The sequence below is a fragment of the Polaribacter sp. genome (assembly GCF_039939415.1).
In the GTDB taxonomy this organism is placed as follows: domain Bacteria; phylum Bacteroidota; class Bacteroidia; order Flavobacteriales; family Flavobacteriaceae; genus Polaribacter.
The window spans coordinates 1-20,078 of sequence record NZ_JBDVJE010000074.1 but is presented as its reverse complement, the minus strand read 5'-3'; the positions used below and the strand labels follow the sequence as shown (position 1 = coordinate 20,078).

Annotated in this window: 9 protein-coding genes; 3 read left to right on the top strand and 6 right to left on the bottom strand. The window is 28.2% G+C overall.

Going from position 1 to position 20,078, the window contains the following annotated elements; genetic code table 11:
• The first annotated feature begins 75 nt into the window (after positions 1-75).
• From ABJG40_RS12320 to ABJG40_RS12310, 3 genes are read left to right on the top strand one after another with little or no spacing between them, the layout of a single operon-like run.
• Positions 76-387: a hypothetical protein gene (locus tag ABJG40_RS12320; protein ID WP_348024888.1), complete on the top strand. Its 312-nt coding sequence runs from the start codon at positions 76-78 to the stop codon at positions 385-387.
• Positions 380-1,366, top strand: coding sequence for an SMP-30/gluconolactonase/LRE family protein (locus tag ABJG40_RS12315; protein WP_348024887.1), 987 nt, complete (start codon positions 380-382; stop codon positions 1,364-1,366). Before ABJG40_RS12320 ends, ABJG40_RS12315 begins: the two co-directional genes overlap by 8 nt.
• Before the next feature lie 8 nt (positions 1,367-1,374).
• On the top strand, positions 1,375-3,630 hold the full coding sequence (locus tag ABJG40_RS12310) for a glycoside hydrolase family 3 N-terminal domain-containing protein (protein ID WP_348024886.1): 2,256 nt from the start codon (positions 1,375-1,377) through the stop codon (positions 3,628-3,630).
• Positions 3,631-3,880: 250 nt separating this feature from the next.
• On the opposite strand, the gene ABJG40_RS12305 is transcribed toward ABJG40_RS12310, so the two are convergent.
• The 6 genes from ABJG40_RS12305 to ABJG40_RS12280 form a co-directional block, all read right to left on the bottom strand.
• On the bottom strand, positions 3,881-7,084 hold the full coding sequence (locus ABJG40_RS12305) for a VCBS repeat-containing protein (protein ID WP_348024885.1): 3,204 nt from the start codon (positions 7,082-7,084) through the stop codon (positions 3,881-3,883).
• A 176-nt stretch (positions 7,085-7,260) separates the two neighbouring features.
• Complete coding sequence (locus ABJG40_RS12300) at positions 7,261-8,802, bottom strand: RagB/SusD family nutrient uptake outer membrane protein (protein ID WP_348024884.1); 1,542 nt, start codon at positions 8,800-8,802, stop codon at positions 7,261-7,263.
• Between the two features lie 21 nt (positions 8,803-8,823).
• Positions 8,824-11,808, bottom strand: a complete 2,985-nt coding sequence (locus ABJG40_RS12295) for a TonB-dependent receptor (RefSeq protein ID WP_348024883.1) — start codon at positions 11,806-11,808, stop codon at positions 8,824-8,826.
• A gap of 437 nt (positions 11,809-12,245) precedes the next feature.
• Positions 12,246-16,391 carry a two-component regulator propeller domain-containing protein gene (locus tag ABJG40_RS12290; protein WP_348024882.1) on the bottom strand — a complete coding sequence of 1,382 codons (4,146 nt, stop codon included), beginning with the start codon at positions 16,389-16,391 and terminating at the stop codon, positions 12,246-12,248.
• Positions 16,392-16,434: 43 nt separating this feature from the next.
• The gene (locus ABJG40_RS12285) at positions 16,435-17,814 is read right to left on the bottom strand and encodes a sugar porter family MFS transporter (RefSeq protein ID WP_348024881.1); all 1,380 of its coding nucleotides are present in this window, start codon (positions 17,812-17,814) and stop codon (positions 16,435-16,437) included.
• 207 nt (positions 17,815-18,021) lie between these two features.
• The coding region (locus tag ABJG40_RS12280) for a thioredoxin domain-containing protein (protein WP_348024880.1) at positions 18,022-20,078 on the bottom strand (2,057 nt) is incomplete at its 5' end.

Sequence of the window (20,078 nt, the reverse complement as noted above, 5' to 3'; positions counted from 1 at the left end):
ATGGTTCTTAACCAAATAACCCAATACCTTCTGATTCTGGTAAAACAACTTTAAAATTAATAGAAAAATTAATAATTGAGAAAACCATTGATTCTTCAAGAATTTATATTACAGGTATATCTATGGGCGGTTTTTGGTACTTGGGATTTTATTGCTAGAAAGCCAGAGTTGTTTGCAGCAGCAATACCAATGGCAGGTTATTCAGACCCTCATCAAATACAGAAAATAAAAGAAATTCCTATTTGGATTTTTCATGGTAATAAAGATCAATGGAACCCTGTACAAGGTTCTAGAACTATATATCAACTTTTAAAAAAGCATTTAAAGAACCTGAATTTATTTCTTGGATGTTTTCTAAATCAAAAAAATAAAACAATAAATGTTTAAAAAAATATCAATTTTTAGTTTTTTAATTCTGATAATGGCTTGTAATTCTAAAAAAAATGAAAGTAAAAAAGAAGAGAAAACAATCCCTATTAAAACAGCTACATTAGCTTATAAAATAAATGCAAGTTTAGGTGAAGGTGCTATCTGGAATTATAAAACCCAAGAATTGTATTGGGTAGATATAGAAGGTAAACAACTAAATATTTTCAATCCATTAACAAGTGAAAATAAAATTTTAGAAACAAAATCAAGAATAGGTACTGTAGTTCCTTTTACAGAAAAAGAAGCCTTAATTGCTTTAGAAGATGGTGTGCATAAAATAAATTTGGAATCTGGAGAAAGTACCTTGTTTACAGATATGAAAAATGAATTACCAGGCAGTAGATTAAATGATGGTAAATGCGATCCTTCTGGAAGGTTTTGGGTAGGTTCTATGCATTTAGAGCAAATAACCGGTAAAGCAAATTTATATACAATTACATCAGAAAATAAATTAGAAAAAAAGATAGATAGCGTAACCATTTCTAACGGAATTGTTTGGACATCAGATAAAAAAACAATGTATTATATAGATACCCCAACATCTTCTATAAAAGCATACGATTATGATAACAAAACTGGTAAAATTGCTAATGAAAAAGTTGTGGTTCAAATTCCAGAATCATTAGGTTTTCCTGATGGGATGACCATTGATGAAGAAGATATGCTTTGGGTAGGCATGTGGAATGGGAATGCTGTAATTTGCTTTAATCCTAAAACAGGCAAAGTAGTGTCTAAAATAGAAGTTCCGGCACATAATATTACTTCTTGTGCTTTTGGTGGCGATAATTTAGATGTTCTTTATATTACTTCTGCAAGTATTGATATGACCGAAGAAGAAATCAAAAAATACCCTTTAGCAGGTGCTATTTTTAAAATAAAACCTGGGGTTAAAGGGGGTAAAAGTAATTTTTATATAGAAAATAAACCAACAAAATAAATAATATTATGAAAAAAGTATTACTACTATTACTGTTATTGGTAACATTTATAAGCTGTAAAGAAAATGAAGAATCATCTTTTGTAAAAGACACATCGCAAGAAGCTAAGATAGAAGCTTTACTTGCAAAAATGACTTTAGAGGAAAAAATTGGGCAAACCAATTTAAGAGGCGTTTCTAGTAGAGCAAATTCTTTACCAAAAGATTTAAAAGAATCTGTAAGAAAAGGGAATATAGGTGCTTTTTTAAATATTATGAATCTAGATTATGTAGATGAATTACAGCGAATTGCAGTTGAAGAAAGTCCAAACGGAATTCCTTTGATTTTTGGTAGAGATGTAATTCATGGTTTTAAAACAATGTTTCCAATTCCATTGGGATTAGCTGCAACTTGGGATGCTCAAATTGTAGAAAAATCTTCTGAAATTGCTGCTTTTGAAGCTTCTGCTTACGGAATAAGATGGACGTTTGCACCCATGTTAGATATTGCCAGAGACAGCAGATGGGGAAGAATTGCAGAATCTCCTGGAGAAGATCCTTATTTAGCAACAATTTTAGGAGCTGCATATGTGAAAGGTTTTCAAGGTGATGATTTAAGTAATCCTTATACAATGGCAGCTTCTGCAAAACATTACATTGCTTATGGAGCAGCAATTGGAGGTAGGGATTATAACACAGTAGATATGAGCGAGCAATTGTTAAGAAATGTCTATTTACCACCTTTTAAATCTGCTATAGATGCTGGTTCTGCTACAGTTATGAGCTCTTTTAACGAAATAAATGGAGTGCCTGCAACAGGAAATGAGTTCTTATTAAAAGATGTTTTAAGAGGTGAGTTACAGTTTGATGGTTTTGTGGTAAGTGATTGGGATTCTGTGATAGAAATGGTAGCTCATGGGTATGCAAGTGATAAAAAGCATGCAGGAGAATTAGCAGCTAAAGCAGGTTTAGATATGGAAATGACAAGTACTGCTTATGAGAATCATTTAAAAGAATTAATTAAAGAAAATAAAGTAACTATAGCAGAATTAAATGATTTTGTACGTAATATTTTACGCGTAAAATTTAGGTTAGGTTTATTTGAAAATCCATATAGAAATAAAGAACACACTGGTAATTTTTATGCAGAAAATCATTTAAAAGAAGCTAAAAAAGCAGCGATTAAAAGTGCTGTTTTATTAAAAAATAAACAATCAATTTTACCACTTTCAGAAAAAACAAAAGTGGCAATTATTGGACCTTTAGCAAATGCACCTCATGAACAATTAGGTACTTGGGCTTTTGATGGTGAAAAAGAACATACCAATACGCCTTTGCTTGCTTACCAAAAAGCAAATACTAATTTTACTTTTTCAAAAGGATTGGATTATAGCAGAGATAAATCTAAAAAAGGTTTTAAAGAAGCTGTAAACATTGCTAAAAAATCGGATGTTATTTTGTTTTTTGGAGGAGAAGAAGCCATTTTATCAGGAGAAGCACACAGTAGAGCAAATATAGATTTACCAGGAGCACAAGAAGAGTTAATAAATGAATTAGCCAAAACAGGCAAACCAATTGTTTTAGTAATTATGGCAGGAAGGCCAATTACAATTACAAATATTATTGATAAAACTCATGCTGTACTTATGGCATGGCACCCAGGTACAATGGGAGGAGAAGCTTTGTATGAAATTATTAACGGGATGAAATCACCTGAAGGAAGATTACCTGTTTCTTGGCCAAAAACAGCTGGTCAATTGCCTTATTTTTATAATCATAAAAATACAGGTAGACCAGCAAATAGTATCAATTTTGTACCTATTGATGAAATTCCTATTGGTGCATGGCAAAGTTCTTTGGGTAATGATTCTCATTATTTAGATGCTGGTTTTACACCACATTTCCCTTTTGGATATGGGTTGTCTTACACAACTTTTAAATATGCTGATATTTCTATCTCTAAAGAAACAATTAACTTTAATGATAACTTAGAAATAAAAGTATCTATTACAAATACAGGAAAAACTGCAGGAAAAGAAATTGCGCAATTATATATACAAGACCTAGTAGGTAGTATTACAAGACCTGTAAAAGAGTTAAAAAGGTATCAACAAGTATTCTTAGAAAGTGGAGAAACAAAGGAAGTTTCTTTTCAAATTTCTGCTAAAGATTTAGAGTTTGTAAATCATAAATTAGTTAAAGCAGCAGAAGAAGGTAAATTTAATCTTTGGGTGGGGCCAAATGCTGTACAAGGTTTAAAAGCTTCTTTTTCTCTTAAAAAATAAATGTATCAATGTTAGGTTTTTCGCTAATTTGTTCTGTATTTATCTGAATTGCCATTTTGCTTTTTCTTATTTTAAAATTAAAAATCCCAGATTTTATAGTATTGTTAATTGCTAGTATTTCTGTAGGTATTTTTTGTGTAAGTCCATATTTAAATATTGATAAAAAACAGACCTTTTAAAGTTAGTCCGTAATAATAATTTCACTTTATATTGTTGGTTTTACAAGTGTTATGATTTTATCATTGATATTTTAATTATTGATTTTTAAATATTGTATTTCATCATTATTTTTACCAATGATGATGTGTTTTTTATTGTTAATCGTTATTTCAGACATTTCTTTTACATCACCAGAAGTATAAAAACCACTTTCTAAAACCGATGTTGCTTTAAATATTCCTCTACCATTTCCTTTTAAAAATAAACCGTAACTAGCATCGTTTCTTGGCGTTTCTACTTCAGAATTATGTAGGTTTCCTGCAATTAAAACATCTAAATTACCATCTTTATCATAATCATTTACTAATATTTTTTGAATGCTAGAAAATTGAGCTTCTACAGGAAGTTTGTGAATTGCAAAAGAATCTCCTTTATTTTCTAAATAAATACTTGCAAAAGATTTTACTTGATAATGTAAGGCGTTTTCTAAATTATTTTTACCATAAACATCAATTAATGTAGCAGTAGAAAATTCGTCATAATTCTTAAATTTATTTTTAATACCTGGTATTTGTTCTGAAGAACATTGTCTTCCGCGAAGTGGATATTGTTTACCGTCATTATAGTAGCTTAAAACAATATCACTTTTATTATTTTTATCAAAATCGTTTACATAAATATCAAAAGTTTCATTTTCTGTGGCTTTATATTTATAGTTTAAACCATTGTTACCAAGAATATAATCGATATCACCATCATTGTCAAAATCACCTTGGTTAATACTCCACCACCAACCAGTAGTATCTTTTGTAATTCCCATTTTTTCTGAAACATCTTCAAAAATCCCTTTATTGTTTTTAAATATTTTGATAGGCAACCACTCACCCACAATAATAATATCTTGCCAAGAATCATTATTAAAATCTGTGATTACTGCGCTTGTTGCCATTCCTAGATCTGAAAATAGAGTAGTAGAGGTATCTTCAAACTTAATATTTAAAGGAGTTGAATTATTTTTAAGTAAGTAACTTGTTGCAGGTAAAGGGTATTTTCCTGAAACTTGTCTTCCAAGAACTAAAATATCTTGTTTACCATCTTTATTATAATCTAATTGATATGCTTTAGAGCCACTACTTGAAAATTTAGGTAAGCTATTTACAAGTTTTTTAAAACCACCTTTTCCATCATTTTCATAGAATCTATCTTGTAACATTGATGAGTTTTGCGCAAATTCATAACCTCCAGAAACCACATATAAATCTTTATCACCATCTGAATCCGCATCAAAAAATAAAGCTCCTAAATCTTCAGAAAGTTTGTCTTTTTCTATGGATGGAATTTCAATCTTTATAAAATCACCCTCTTTTTGTAAATACATTTGTGATGGATTTCCAAAAGAACCACCAATAAAATAATCTTCTAAACCATCATTATTTACATCTGCAACAGCTAAAGCAGGACCTAAAGTAGACATTTTGTGAGGCAATAAAACTTGTTTATCAAAATCGTTTAGCTCGTTTTCTTTATGTTTTGGTTGAAGTAAATTATCGACTTCTGTAAATAAAGTTTCTTTTTTGTTGATTATTTTCTTGTTGAGGTTTGGTCTAGCATCAGCATAATTAATTGTCAATAATTGGTTTGTAGCTGTCTCTTTTAAAGTTTGAATGTTTCCATTGTTCCAAATAATTTGTAAGCTATCAATTTTCTTTTCTTTATTGAATCCAAAATGAATTTCTGGTGCTACAGAAGATTGAAAACCTCTAGTTAATGTTAGTTCTTGCATTTGCTTTTTAGCTCCTGTAAAAGCATAAACTCTTGTACCTAACCCAAACTTGTTTTTAGAACCTCCATTAAAACGTATTTTTAAATAATTACTGTTTTTTGAACTATTGTTGTTAAAAATAGTTGCTTCTTCATCAATATTATTCACAATAAGTTCTAAATCTCCATCATTATCTAAATCAGCATAAGCAGCCCCATTAGAAAAGCCTTTGTGTTCTAAACCCCATTTTTTGCCAACATTCTTAAAATCTAGATTTCCTGAATTTTTAAACATAAAATTGTCTATTTTTTCACTAGGAATCATTTTTGTTTTTTCTAAAAGAGAGTATTTTTCATATTCTATTTTATCAATTTTTCTAAAAAAATCTTTGTTATTTACTTCTCTTCTTGTACCATTAGTAATATATAAATCTTTTAATCCATCATTATCAAAATCTGCAAATAAAGGGCCCCAACTCCAATCTGTAGATGAGGTACCTGCTAACCTTGAAATATTAGAAAATTTAGGTATTCCATTTTCGATTAAACCTGAATTTAATTGCAAACAATTATGCATATATTGATAATGAAAACCATAAAAAACGGTCTCAAAAAACAACTTAGGATTCATGCTAGCCATATTTGCTTTTTGACGACGATTATTATTAGAATCCATGTCTACTTGAAAAACATCTAAAAATCCATCATTATTAATATCAGAAACATCAATACCCATTCCGTAAAATGAAGTTTGAGAAGTGGCATCTTTTATTACTTCTTTAAAAGTACCATCTTGATTGTTTATATATAAAAAATCAGGGACACTATAATCGTTTGAAATATATAAATCTTGCCAACCATCATTATTGAGATCTGAAGCAGATATACCTAGTGAAAAACTGTAATTTTTAACACCAGAAATTTCAGTTACATCAGTAAATTTATCTCCATCATTTCTATAAAGTTTATCAGATTCTTGTAAAGAAACTTTGCTCATTTTATGTTTATAAACCATGTTTGATGTTGATGGGTGAGAAATAGGGTAATTGGCAACATATAAATCTAAATCTCCATCATTATCATAATCAAAAAAAGTTGATTGTACTGAGTTTGCTGTGTCATCTATTTGATAATCATTGGCTTTTTCTGCAAATGTATTGTCTTTATTATTGATAAAAAGTTGATTATTTTTAACACCATTTTTACCAGCTACAGCACAATAAATATCTAAATAACCATCATTATTTACATCTGCCATTGTTGAGCCTGTATACCATCTTTTATCTCCAGAAATATTTGCGTTTTTTGTTATATCTTCAAACTGTAAGTTGCCTTTATTTAAATATAATTTATTGCTTACTTGGTTTCCTGTAAAAAATATATCAATTAACCCATCATTATTAATATCTCCTAAAGACACTCCACCACCCATATAAATAGAGGTGTATTTAAAATAATTTAAAGAATCTGTTTCTTTTAAGTTATTACTAAATGTAACATTCGTTTTTTTTGATGAGAGCTTATTAAATATCAAATTTTGATTTTTAAAATTGTCTTTGTTTGAGCAATTTATAAAAAGCGATAAAAAGAAAATGAAAATGAAATTTCTAAGCATTGTTTAAAATTTATTAGTAAAAATAAAAAAAAAGCAGTATGATTTTAACTACATACTGCTTTAATATTCATGAAAATTGGGTATAATTTATTAGATTAATATCCAGGATTTTGATCTCCGATAGTTAATTCACTGTTTTTGTCTATTTCAGTGATTGGAATTGGAAATAAATCGTTTGTAGAAGTATAACCAGTTCCAGCTAATTCTGTACTTGCTTTTCCCCAACGAACTAAATCCCAAAAACGTTGCCCTTCATGAGCTAATTCTAAATACTTTTCATTTACAATAGCTTCAAATAAAACATTTCCAGTAGAAGTATTATCAGGCAATAAACCAGCTCTTACTCTTACTTTATTTAACTCAGTTCTTGCAGCTGCATCTTGTCCACCTGCTTTATTATATGCTTCTGCAGCTAATAATAATACTTCTGCATATCTAAATAATCTAAAGTTTGTACTATAGTTTAATTCTCTTACACCATCTGCACTTGTATCTTCAGATTTTGTTGCATATTTAATTCTAATAGCACCTTCATAATCCCAAATTACACCACCAGTTGCAGCAGATGCATCAACAGCTCCTCCAGCTGCAATTAACTCTGCTTCAGTCATTAATGTAGCAGCTTTTCTAGTAACATCTCCAGCAGTATCGAATGCAGTTGCTAATTTACTTGTTGGTAAGTTAAAACCCCAGCCATTAATTAAACCTGTTCCTGTAAGATCAAAAATACCATCACCTCTAGGTCCCATTAATTGAATATGAAGATTACTTTCGTTTCTACCTCCCCATGCAATATTACCCCAATCTCTTGCAGTAGTTGATACATAACCTATTTCGAATAAAGATTCTTTTCCAAACTCATTGTTTATGCTCCAAACATCTCCAGGGTTAGCTTCTAAATCATGAGCTGTATTTGAAATTACACTTTGAAAGTATGGTATTGCTTCAGAATATTTTTCTTGAAATACTAACACCTTACCCATTAATGCTTGTGCAGTTCCTTTAGAAACTCTAAAATTATCTGCTAACGCATTCTTTTCTGGTAAAGAAGCAATTGCATCAGTTAAGTCTAATTGTATTTGAGTGTATATATCTGCTCTAGAAGATTTTGCTATACCAAATTCTTCTGCGCTTCCAGGAACTGTTAATCTTAAAGGAATATCACCAAACATAGTTGTTAACTCCATATATGACCAAGCTCTCATAAATTTAGCTTCTGCTAAAGCTTTATCTTTGTTACTTAAATTTGAATCTTTTATGTTTTCTATTACTAAGTTTGATAACGAAATTGTTCTATAAAAAATGTCCCAAACACTAGCTATTGATACATTTGAAGAAGACACATTATCAAAATCGTCAATACTTTGTAATTGTGATTGATCTTCAGAGTTACCTCCTGCAGCATTTGCGTCATCTCCTGGTAATAGTTTTACTAGAAAAGCACTATGCCAATCTCTACCATAATTGTACTGCATTAAATCATAGATACCTATAATTGCAGTTTCTACATTTTCTTCTTCAAGAAAATATGTTTCTAATTCCTCGACATTTATTTTTGGGTTTACTGTAAAATCTTCACTACAAGAGTAAACCCCTAAGAAAAGAACTAAAATAAAAGTTATAAATATTTTTTTCATAATTAAGTTATATTGTTTTTGTTAAAAGTCTAAAGACAATCCGAATATAGCTTTAGCGGCAGTAGGGTAAAACCCTCTATCTACGCCAATACTATTATAATTAAAGTTACCAATTTCAGGGTCTAAACCTTTATAACCTGTAAAAGTAAAATAGTCATCTAAAGAAATATACATTCTTAAATTTTTTGCATGTATTCTTTTTGTAATGTGTTCTGGTAAAGTATATCCAAATTGAATTTGCTTAATTCTCATAAAAGAACCATCTTCTACCATTAAATCTGTTTGATAAGACCCAATTACACTTGCAGCCCCAGGATAAGTAGCATTATCTCCTGGATTTTGCCATCTTTCTGTAAAGAAATGCACAGGTTTGTTTGTAATAGGTCTTGAAGGTTGGTGATATGTAGAAACAATATCGTTACCAATTGTTCCTTGAAATTGAATATTAAAATCAAAAGCTTTATAACCTAAGCTAATATTACCTCCAAATAATACATCTGGATGTGGAGAACCAATATTTGTTTTATCTGCATTAGTAATACCTGCCAAACCATCTGTATCTACAATTATAACTTCTCCAGTAGCGGCATCTATTCCATTAGTTTTGTATCCATAAAAATACCATGAAGGCTGTCCTTCTGTAAACCTTGTTATTCCATCTGCGTTTTGAGGGGCACTTGCTCCTGTTAAAGATGTACCTTCAGGAACATAGAGAATTTCTGTTACTTTATTTTGTAGGGTAGATAAGTTTGCATTAATTTTATAGCTTAGTCCTTTTTTAGTTGTATCTCCATAGCCAAGTTCAAATTCAAAACCTTTGTTTTCTATAGTTCCAGAATTAAATTCATTTGAAACAAAACCAGCAGAACCAGGTGTAATTAAACTTCCATCATTAACAATTGCATCTTTAGTAGTTTTCTTGTAATAATCTACAGAGAAATTTAGCCTATTATTTAATGCTCTTAAATCTACACCTAAATCCAATTGTTCTGAAGTTTCCCAAACTAAGTTAAGGTTAGAGTAACCAGTAATTTGAGTACCTGTATTGCCTAAATAATCAATACCTAAGCCATTAATTATATTTGTAATGAATGTTTTATCTGAATTACCACTTAAGTTACTTCTACTTCCGTTTTGACCCCAACTTGCTCTTAATTTTAAGTAATCAATTTTTGATTTATCACTCCAAAAGTTTTCTTTAGAAGCGACCCAACCAGCAGAAAAAGCAGGAAAAGTACCAACTTTATTAGCTGTTGGAAATTTATCGGATTTATCTCTTCTTACAGAAGCTTCAAATAAATATTTTCCTGCATAGTCGTAAGAAAACCTACCAAACATAGAAACCATATTATCTGGTAAAGGATCAATTAAATTAACTTGGGTAACAGCAACTGGTGAATCAAAATCAAATCCTGTAAAATTTGCTATAGGATATGACCAACCTCTAGATGTTGGAGTATTAGTTTTTGTACTCTCAGCAGAATACCCTGCTAATAGTTTAAAGTTATGATTATCAAATGTTTTTTCATAAGAAGCAAAGTTTTCCCATAACCATCTTTTAGATTCTACAATATTTTGAGAAGATAAATAAGATGTATTTGCTGCTTCAGAAGTTATATAATATGGATTTGTTGTACCTCTAGTCTCCATTTCATTTTCATCATAACCAAACCTAGTAGTAAAAGAAAAACCGTCAAAAGGCTTAAATTTTAAATATGCAGATGTTAAAAGCTGATAAGAATCTACGGTTGTTTTTTGAATACTATTTGCATAAGCTACAGGGTTTATTACCTCTCCTGTAGAAAAGCTTGGGTATCCATAAACATTACCATTTTTATCTGTTAATAAGGGCACTCCATTAGTAGCAGCTCTATCGATAACTTCTTGTGGTATTTGTCCGTCTGCATATACAACAGGGGTTAAGGGATCTAAAATAATTGCATTTTGAATTACACTTCTTGTATCACTATTTTCAGGAACTCCACTTCTATCAGAAGAAGAATACGTTGCATTAACACCAACTTCTAACCATTTAGTAATATCACTTTTTAAATTTACTCTAAAAGTAGATCTTTTAAAAGAGCTATTTCCACCAGTAATAATTCCATCTTGGCTTAAATGTGAAGCAGATGTATAATAAGATAATTTTTCAGTTGCTCCTGATAAACTAATATCGTTTCTATGCATTATAGCGTTAGAGAATGTTTCATCTATCCAATTTGTATCATACCCATTATTAACTATATTAGTATTTCCAGCTTCATTCATATATTGAACAAATTGAGAAGCATTCATTAATTCCATTTTAGTTTTTAATGATTGTATACCTAATTGGGAGTTATAAGAAATTTTTAAACCACCTTTTTTACCTCTTTTAGTTGTAACAATAACAACACCATTTGCGCCTTCTGTACCATAAATTGCGGCAGATGCTGCATCTTTTAAAATTTCTATATTTGCAATGTCTGAAGGAGCAATATCTGCTATAGAAGAAACTTTCATACCATCAACAATAAATAAAGGTTCTGATTTACCACTTGAACCTGCACCACGAATTCTAATTTTAGCACCAGAACCAGGAGCACCAGAAGAAGATGATACTGTTACACCAGAAGTTCTACCTTGTAAAACAGCTTCTACTCTTTGATTAGAAGAACTCTTAATTTGTTTAGAGTCGATACTAGATATTGCTCCTGTAACAAGACTTTTTTTCTTACTACCATAACCAACAACAACAATTTCATCTAAAGATTCTAGATTATCTTCTAGAACTACATTAATTTTAGTTTGGTTTCCTACAAGAATTGTTAAGGAGTTCATTCCTAAAAAAGAAAAAACTAATTCATTGTTTGGTGAAACATTAGTAATAGAATATTTACCATCAAAGTCTGTGGTAACACCCTTTTTTGTTCCCTTAATGATTACTGAAACTCCAGGCAAGGTGTTTCCTGAGGTATCATTAACTACACCTGTGATTGTCTTATTCTGAGAATAGACATTTTGCATACAAAATACTAGGCATGCAATAATTGCGACTTTAAATTTTATCATCATACATAAAATTGGTTAATTAAAAATGTTTGTTTGGTTAACGTTGCAAATAAAAATAAAAGCTTAATTATATATTATTACCTATTAGTACCAAGAGTATTAACATAAGTAGCACTAATAATATTTCGTATAATAATTTTTTTTTTAAGTCTTTTTGCTTCATAGGCATTGTTGTACTCCTCAAATGTATTGGAACAAATTCATCTTTTTTAACACAGAAAAAACAGAGTTTAAAACTATTGTTGCTATTTAACCTTTATTTAATACTAATGCTACATTTAATTCATAGGGCGCAACAATTGTTCTATTGTTAATATTTAGAAACGGAACTCAGTTTATTTTTTAATTAGTTTTCTTTAGCTTAATACTAGGCTTGTGTAATTTTTAAAATATTAAATCTTATTTTCTTTATTAATTTCTATTTCAGAAGGTAATATGCCAAAGTGTGCTTTAAAACATTTAGAAAAATAAGAAGGAGAAGAAAAACCAACACTAAAACAAGCCTCACTAATATTTCCTCTACCTGAATCTAAAATTTGTTTAGCTCTTTCTAGCCTTATTTTTCTTATAAATTCATTAACTGTTTGACCTGTAATTGTTTTAATTTTTCTATAAAGTTGACTTCTACTTAATTTTAATTGAGAAGCTAATTCTTCTACACTTAAATTAGAGTCAGAGATATTATCATTTATATATTCTAATAATTTTTGTATAAATTCTTTATCTATAGAATTTGAGTTTACTGTATCATCTGCACCACTTATTGCACCAAAAAATTTATCAAAAATTAATTGTCTACTTGTAATTAATTGAGATAAACGAAGTTTTAATAATTTTAAATCAAAAGGTTTTATCATATAAGCATCAGCTCCATTTTCTATTCCTTCAATTCTATTTTCTATAGTAGTTCTTGCCGTTAGCATAAGTACTGGGATATGGCTAGTAGAAGCATCTGTTTTTATGGATTTGCAAAAATCAAAACCATCCATTTCTGGCATTACAACGTCTGTAATTATTGCATCTGGTAATATTTCTTTAGCTATTTTAACTCCTTCATGACCATTTGAGGCAGTATAAACTTTATATTGTTCTTTTAATTCTATTTTTAAATAATCTATTAACTCTATATTGTCTTCAACAATTAAAATTGTCTTTGTTTTATTAATAACAGTGCTTTTTGTAGATTCTGTTTTATTTTCATTAGGGTTTATTAAAATGAATTTTTCTTTTGTATTTTCTTTCTCTTCATTTTTATATATAATTTCATTTTCTGTATAATGATTTTTACCAAGTGGCAGTAAAATTTTAAAAGTAGTTCCAGAACCAACTTTACTTTCAACTTTAATTTCTCCTTTGTGTAGGTAAACAAAACTTTTTACAACTTCTAGTCCAATTCCTGTTCCACCTATATAGGTTTTGTTCTGATCTTCTACTTGGTAAAAACGTTCAAATATTTTTTCTATTTCTTTCTCATTTAAACCAGATCCAGTATCAGAAATTACAATCTCAACAGCTTTTACAGGTTCTTGGTAGTTAAATAAAGGTAACTTATGTAATTTATCGTTAGAAAATAACTCTATAGTAATTGCACCTCCTTTAGGTGTTGCTTTTATGGCATTAGATAAAAGATTAAAAATTATTTTTTCTAGCATTTTCTCATCAGCCCAAACAGTTATATTAGGTAATTCTGAATCTACACTTAAAAGTATGTTTTTTGTGCTTGTTTCTTCTTGAAAATAGTAAGATATATTTTTAGTGAATTCTACTAGATTAATTTTACTTGCCCTAATTTTCATTTTATTATGCTCTAATTTTCTAATATCCATTAACTCATTAATCAATCTGTAGAGTCTATTTGTATTTTTATAGATGATAGCATGTTTATTTTTAACGCTTTGAGGAAGGTTAAGTTCTTTATTTCTAATAATATCTTTGATAGGATTGATAATTAGTGTTAAAGGTGTTCTAAATTCATGAGAAATATTTGTAAAAAATTGAAGTTTCTTCTTAATTAATTCGTCGTTTTGTGTTTGAAGTAAACGTTCATTTTTTAATATTTCTTTTTCTTTAATTCTTTTCTGAGTTAATCGATTTAATAAGTACACACAAAAAAGAAAAGCTAATACATAAAACAATATTGCCCAATTTGTTCTCCACCAAGGTGGAAGTATTGTAATTTTTAACTCTAGTGGAGTTTCATTCCAAACACCATCATTATTAGACGCTTTTAATTTAAAAATATAACTACCCTGATCTAGATTTGTGTAAGTAGCACTTCTTTTATGGCTAACGTAGTTCCATGTAGTTTCATATCCGTCTAAATAATAAGCATAATTATTTTTTTCTGGCCTTGTATAATTTAAACCAGTAAATTCAATTGTAAATACAGATTGAGTGTGAGATAATTGAATGTTTTTTGTTTCTGATATTACTTTTTTTAAAGGGGAGTCATCTACTTCTGGGAATACTTTTTCATTGAATAACTTAAAGTTTGTTAAATGTAATGAAGGTACACTTGAGTTTGTTTTTATTTCTTTAGGATTAAAATAATCTAACCCTTTAAAATTACCAAAGTATAAAGTTCCTTTTTCATCTTTTAAAGCAGCTCCAAAATTAAAATCATTAGATAATAAACCATCACTAGAAGTATAGTTTGTAAATTTTTCATCTCTTATGTTTATTTTTGTGAGCCCAGAGTTACTGCTAATCCAAATATCTTTATCGTTATCTTCTATTATAGCACTAATGTTTTCTGCTTCTAAGCCTTTAGATTTATTATACCAAGTATAAGAATCTTCTTTTTTGTTATATTTACAAAGACCTGCACCTCTTGTACCAATCCAAATATCATTTTCAGAAGATTCATATATAGAAAGAATATGATCTACATCAGATAAATTTCCATACTCTTTTTGCATTCTTTCAGCTAAAGAAATCACTTTAAATTTGTCTTTTCCTAGATTTATTATTTTAAATAATCCATCTGCAGTACCCACCCAAATAATATCTTCTGAGTCGACAAAAACCACCATTATTTTATGACTTAAAAATTTTTCTTTTAGAAATTCTTTAGAATTATATTTTTTAAATTTATTTGTTGAAGGGTTGTAAGAATGTAATCCTTCAAAAAAAGAAGCAATCCAAATTGTACCTTTAGAGTCTTCAGAGAAACTTCTAATTGTATTTGTATTAAATATTTTTGAGGTATTTGTTTTGTTGTAGTTTATAAATTTTTTTGTTCCATTTTTTAAAAGAAAAAGACCACTTTCCCAACTACCTGCCCATAAATTATTTTTAGAGTCTAAAAATAGGCTAACTATATAATCTGAATTTAATCCTGAATATGCAGTGCTATTATTTTTATTTATATGAGTTATTTTTGAAGTATTAGGGTTGTAAACATCAATTCCTCCACCATCTGTAGAAATCCATAATTTACCAGATTTATCTTTTACAATACTTGTAACAGAAGGAATTGTTAAAGAGTTTTTTTTGTTTGGGAGACTTTCAATATTTTTAAATTTATCAAATAGTTTGTCACTAACAGCAACACCACTATTAAAATATCCCATCCAAATTCTATCATTTTTATCTATAAAAAGCTCCCAAATAGAATTGTGTAGAATACTGTTTTTTTCTGTTTTACTAGAAACATATTTTTTTATGATTTTATCATTTTCATCAATATGGTAAAGACCATCATTCTCAGTACCAATCATTATTGTATTGTCTGATAATTGGATGAATTTCATTATTTTTTTAGAAGTTAAATCAAGCTTAACTAATTCTACAATATTATTATTTCTGTCATTTGTTAAACCACATTTGTAAATACCTTCATCTACTTCAAAACCAATCCACAAATTATCTGTATTATCTATAAACAATACTTCAATAGATTTATTAATTTTTTTTTGATTATCTATAAATAGTCTTGTGTGAATTAATTTATTATTTGATAAATCTATTTCTTTTAAACCGAAATTTGTACCAACAAATGTTTTGCCTTGTTTTGTATGTTTTATGCTGTTAATACTTAAATCTTTTGAAGATTTATTAAAAATTTCATTTATTTTAAGTGTATTAATATTTAATTTAAATAATCCTTTTTTATCAGTACCAATAAATAAATTACCAAGAGAGTCTTCTTCTATAGCTAAAATACTTTCTTTATAACCATTTAATTGTATTCTTTTAAATTTGTCTAACTCTCTTATATAAAGATTTAGACCATTTTCTGTACCAATCCAAAGTCTTTTTTTACTATCAAGAAAAACACATTGAACAAGGTTGTTACTTAAAGAATTAATATCTTCAAAGTTAAATTTATATGGTTTATAATCTATACCATCAAACTTATAAAGTCCTGTACCTGTTGTTCCAATCCAAATAAATCCTTTATGATCTTGTACAATAGAAGATACCCCAACTTTTGGTATTCCTTCTTTTATATTAACAAAACGATGCTCTTTGTAAGTTTTTTGTGCATAGCTATTAATGCACAAAAAAAAGAATATTAAAGCAGTTAGCTTTTTCATAAAATAATAACTTTATAGTATTATGTAATATTACATTTTTAACCTAATTATTCCAAATAGATTCAATTTCTTCTAATGATTTTCCTTTTGTTTCAGGAATAAATTTATGTGTAAACCAAATTATAATTATAATAAAGAATGAAAAAATAAAATAAGGTAAAGATCCATTCCAAAAACTATTATTGTTTATGTCGCTAACAGTTACCATAGGAAAAGATTGAGAAACAACATAGTTACCAGCCCATTGTACTGCAACTGCTACAGACATAGCTACACTTCTAATTTTATTAGGAAACATTTCTGATAAAACAATCCAAACAACTGGTCCCATAGATAAAGCAAAAGAACCAATAAATATTAATACTCCTAAAAGAGATAAAATACCTATTGATTGTTGCTGTATTGTAAAACCTAAAATTAAAAACCCAGTTAGCATACCAATAGAACCAATATAAACAAGAGGTTTTCTACCAAATTTATCTACAGTTATCATAGCAATTAAAGTAAATACTAAATTAACAAAAGCTAATAATACTTGTTGTTTTAAAATATCATCTTTACCAAAACCTAATGATTTTTCAAAAATATCTGCTCCATAATATAACACAGCATTTATACCAGTAAATTGTTGTAATAGAGAAAAAATAGAACCAATAATTATTATTGTTAAAATACTTTTAGAAAAGTAATTAACTTTCTTTTTTTCTGTTTCTTTTTCTAGGGCTTTTTTTATTTGGTTAACTTCTTTTTTAGCATTTTCTTCACCATGAATTTTTATTAAAACAGAAAGTGCTTCTTCATCATTATTTTTTAATAAAAGCCACCTAGGACTTTTAGGAACAAAAAATAAAGCAATTAAAAACAATCCACTAGGTATTAATTCAGACCAAAACATTTGTCTCCAACCAAACTCTAGATTTTGAGCTTCTGTAAGTTTACTTCCTATAGAATAAGTTACAAGAAAAACTGTAAAAAAGCCAATTACAATAGCTAATTGATAGTAAGTAACCAATTTACCTCTTTTGTCTGCAGGTGCAATTTCGGCAATATACATAGGTGCATTCATAGATGCAATACCAATTCCTAAACCTCCAATAATTCTAAAAAACACAAGTAATGATATAGATTCTTCTAAAAAACTAGGTAAGCCAGATCCCCAAGCAGAAAGAGAAAACAAAAACGCAGAAATAATTAGCGAATTTTTTCTCCCTAAACGAATACTTAATGGACCAGCTAATATTGCTCCTAATAAACAACCTAATAAAGCACTACCAACTACCCAACCTTTTGTTGCAGCATCTAATTGAAAATATTTTGTTAAGTAAAATTGAGCACCATTTATTACACCTGTATCATACCCAAAAAGTAAACCACCCAAAGCAGCAATTGAAGTTATTAAAATAAGAAATTTAATGTTATTCATTTTATTAAATTATTTGATTTGAATTATATTTGATTAGATAGTTTTAATTTTTAAAGATAGTTTTACATATTAAAAATAAATGCAACAGAATGAACATCTAATAGTAGAAATGTTGTTTTTGGTAGATAAGAAGTAGAAAAATAGGGTAGTAGAGGTTTAGGTTTAAAGTAATTTTTTTGGTGGTAGCTATTTTTATTCTTTTGTAGGTTATTTAAAAATTAATTTAATTGCTTTTTTAATTTCTTGTTGAGGCAATTTACACATTCCTAAATTACATACATAGATGTAGGTTTCATTTTCTACAAACTTATCTTTTAATAATGGAATTGTATTGTTTTTAGTAGTAGAGCCAGAAATAATAATATTAGGGTTATAGTAGTCTAAAAATTTTTTTGTTAAGGGTAATGCTTTATCACCTACTATTGCTACTTCGTAAAAAGGTTTAGAATAATTTATCATTAAATTTAACCAATTACTATAATTAGATGGTGTTTTTAGCACTTCATCATTCATATTATTAAGCATTTGATTTGCAATTTTATTATAATTAACATTAGAATAATATAGACTTAATTTAAATAAACAATTTGCTAAAATAGAATTAGGTGAAGCAATTACATTGTCATAAACTTTTACTTTTCTGGCTATTAATTCTTTATCATTATTAGAGGTAAAGTAAAACATGTTATTTTCTTTATTAAAGAAAAACTCTAAAGTAAAGTTCATTAATTTTTTTGATTCTTTTAACCATTTTTCATCAAGAGTAACTTCATATAGGTTTATAAAAGCATCTATTAAAGTAGCATAATCTTCAGAATATGCATTTATACTACTTTTATTATTTTTATAATTTCTATAAAGACTTCCGTCTTTTTGCAATTGATTATTCAAAATAAAATTAGCACTTTTTAATGCAGAATTTAAATACTTTTTATTCTTTAAAGCTTTATAAGCATCTGTGTAGCCTTTTATCATTAATGCGTTCCAAGAAGTTAAAACTTTATCATCTAAACTTGGTTTAATTTTTTTTGCTCTAGCTTTTTTTAGTATTGTTTTCCAATTTTTAATTGATGATAAAAGTGTATCAATTTTAATTTTATGTTTTATTGAAAATTCTTTATTAGAAGAATTTCTTATTAAAATATATTTGTTTTTTTCCCATAATCCTAAATTATTCAAATTGTAATAATCTTCAAATAAAGTGTAATTATGAGTAATTAAATTTTGTAATTCTTTTTTTGTCCAATAATAATAAGCGCCTTCTTCTAATTTACTTTCATGATTTTTACTATCTGCATCTAAAGAAGAAAAGAAAGTACCATTTTTAGCAGTTAACTCTTTAGCAACAAAATTTAAAGTTTCTTCTATGGTAGTTTTATATAATTCATTTTTACTTTGTTGGTAAGCTTTAGAATAAAGACTTACTAATTGAGCATTATCGTAAAGCATTTTTTCGAAATGCGGAATGTGCCATTTTTTGTCTACAGAATATCTAGAAAATCCACCATTTATATGATCATAAATTCCTCCGTAAGCCATTTTTGTTAAGGTGGTTTTTACGTGTTTTTTTGTTTTAAAATCGTTAAACTGATAGCTATATCTTAATAAAAATTCTAAAGCATTTGGCATTGGAAATTTAGGAGTTGTTTTTGAACCACCATAAAGAGAATCTGTATTTTTTAGCCAATTTGATACAGCTTTTTTTATATGAGTATCTTTAAAGTTAACTTTGTCTTTTTTAATTGTAATTAGTTCAGATTGTTGAATTCCTTTAGTTAGTTTTGTTGCAAAATCTATTGCTTTTTGAGGATTTTCGCTATAAAGTTTAGAAATATTTAATAATACTTTTTTCCATTGATTTTTTGTGAAATATGTTCCTCCAAAAATGGGTCTACCATCTGGTAAAGCAATACAATTAAGAGGCCATCCACCACTACCTGTCATTAATTGTACTGCATTCATATAAACATTATCTACATCTGGTCTTTCTTCTCTATCAACTTTAATATTAATAAAGTTTTTATTCATTATCTTAGCTATAGAGTCATTTTCAAAACTTTCTTCTTCCATTACATGACACCAATGACAAGCAGAATATCCTATTGAGATAATGATTAATTTATTTTCATCTTTTGCACGTTGTAATGTTTTATCATTCCAAGCTTTCCAATTTACTGGGTTTTTAGCATGTTGTAATAAATAAGGGCTAGTTTCTTTGGCTAACTCGTTTACATCTTTATTTTTTTTAATTTGATTACAACTTA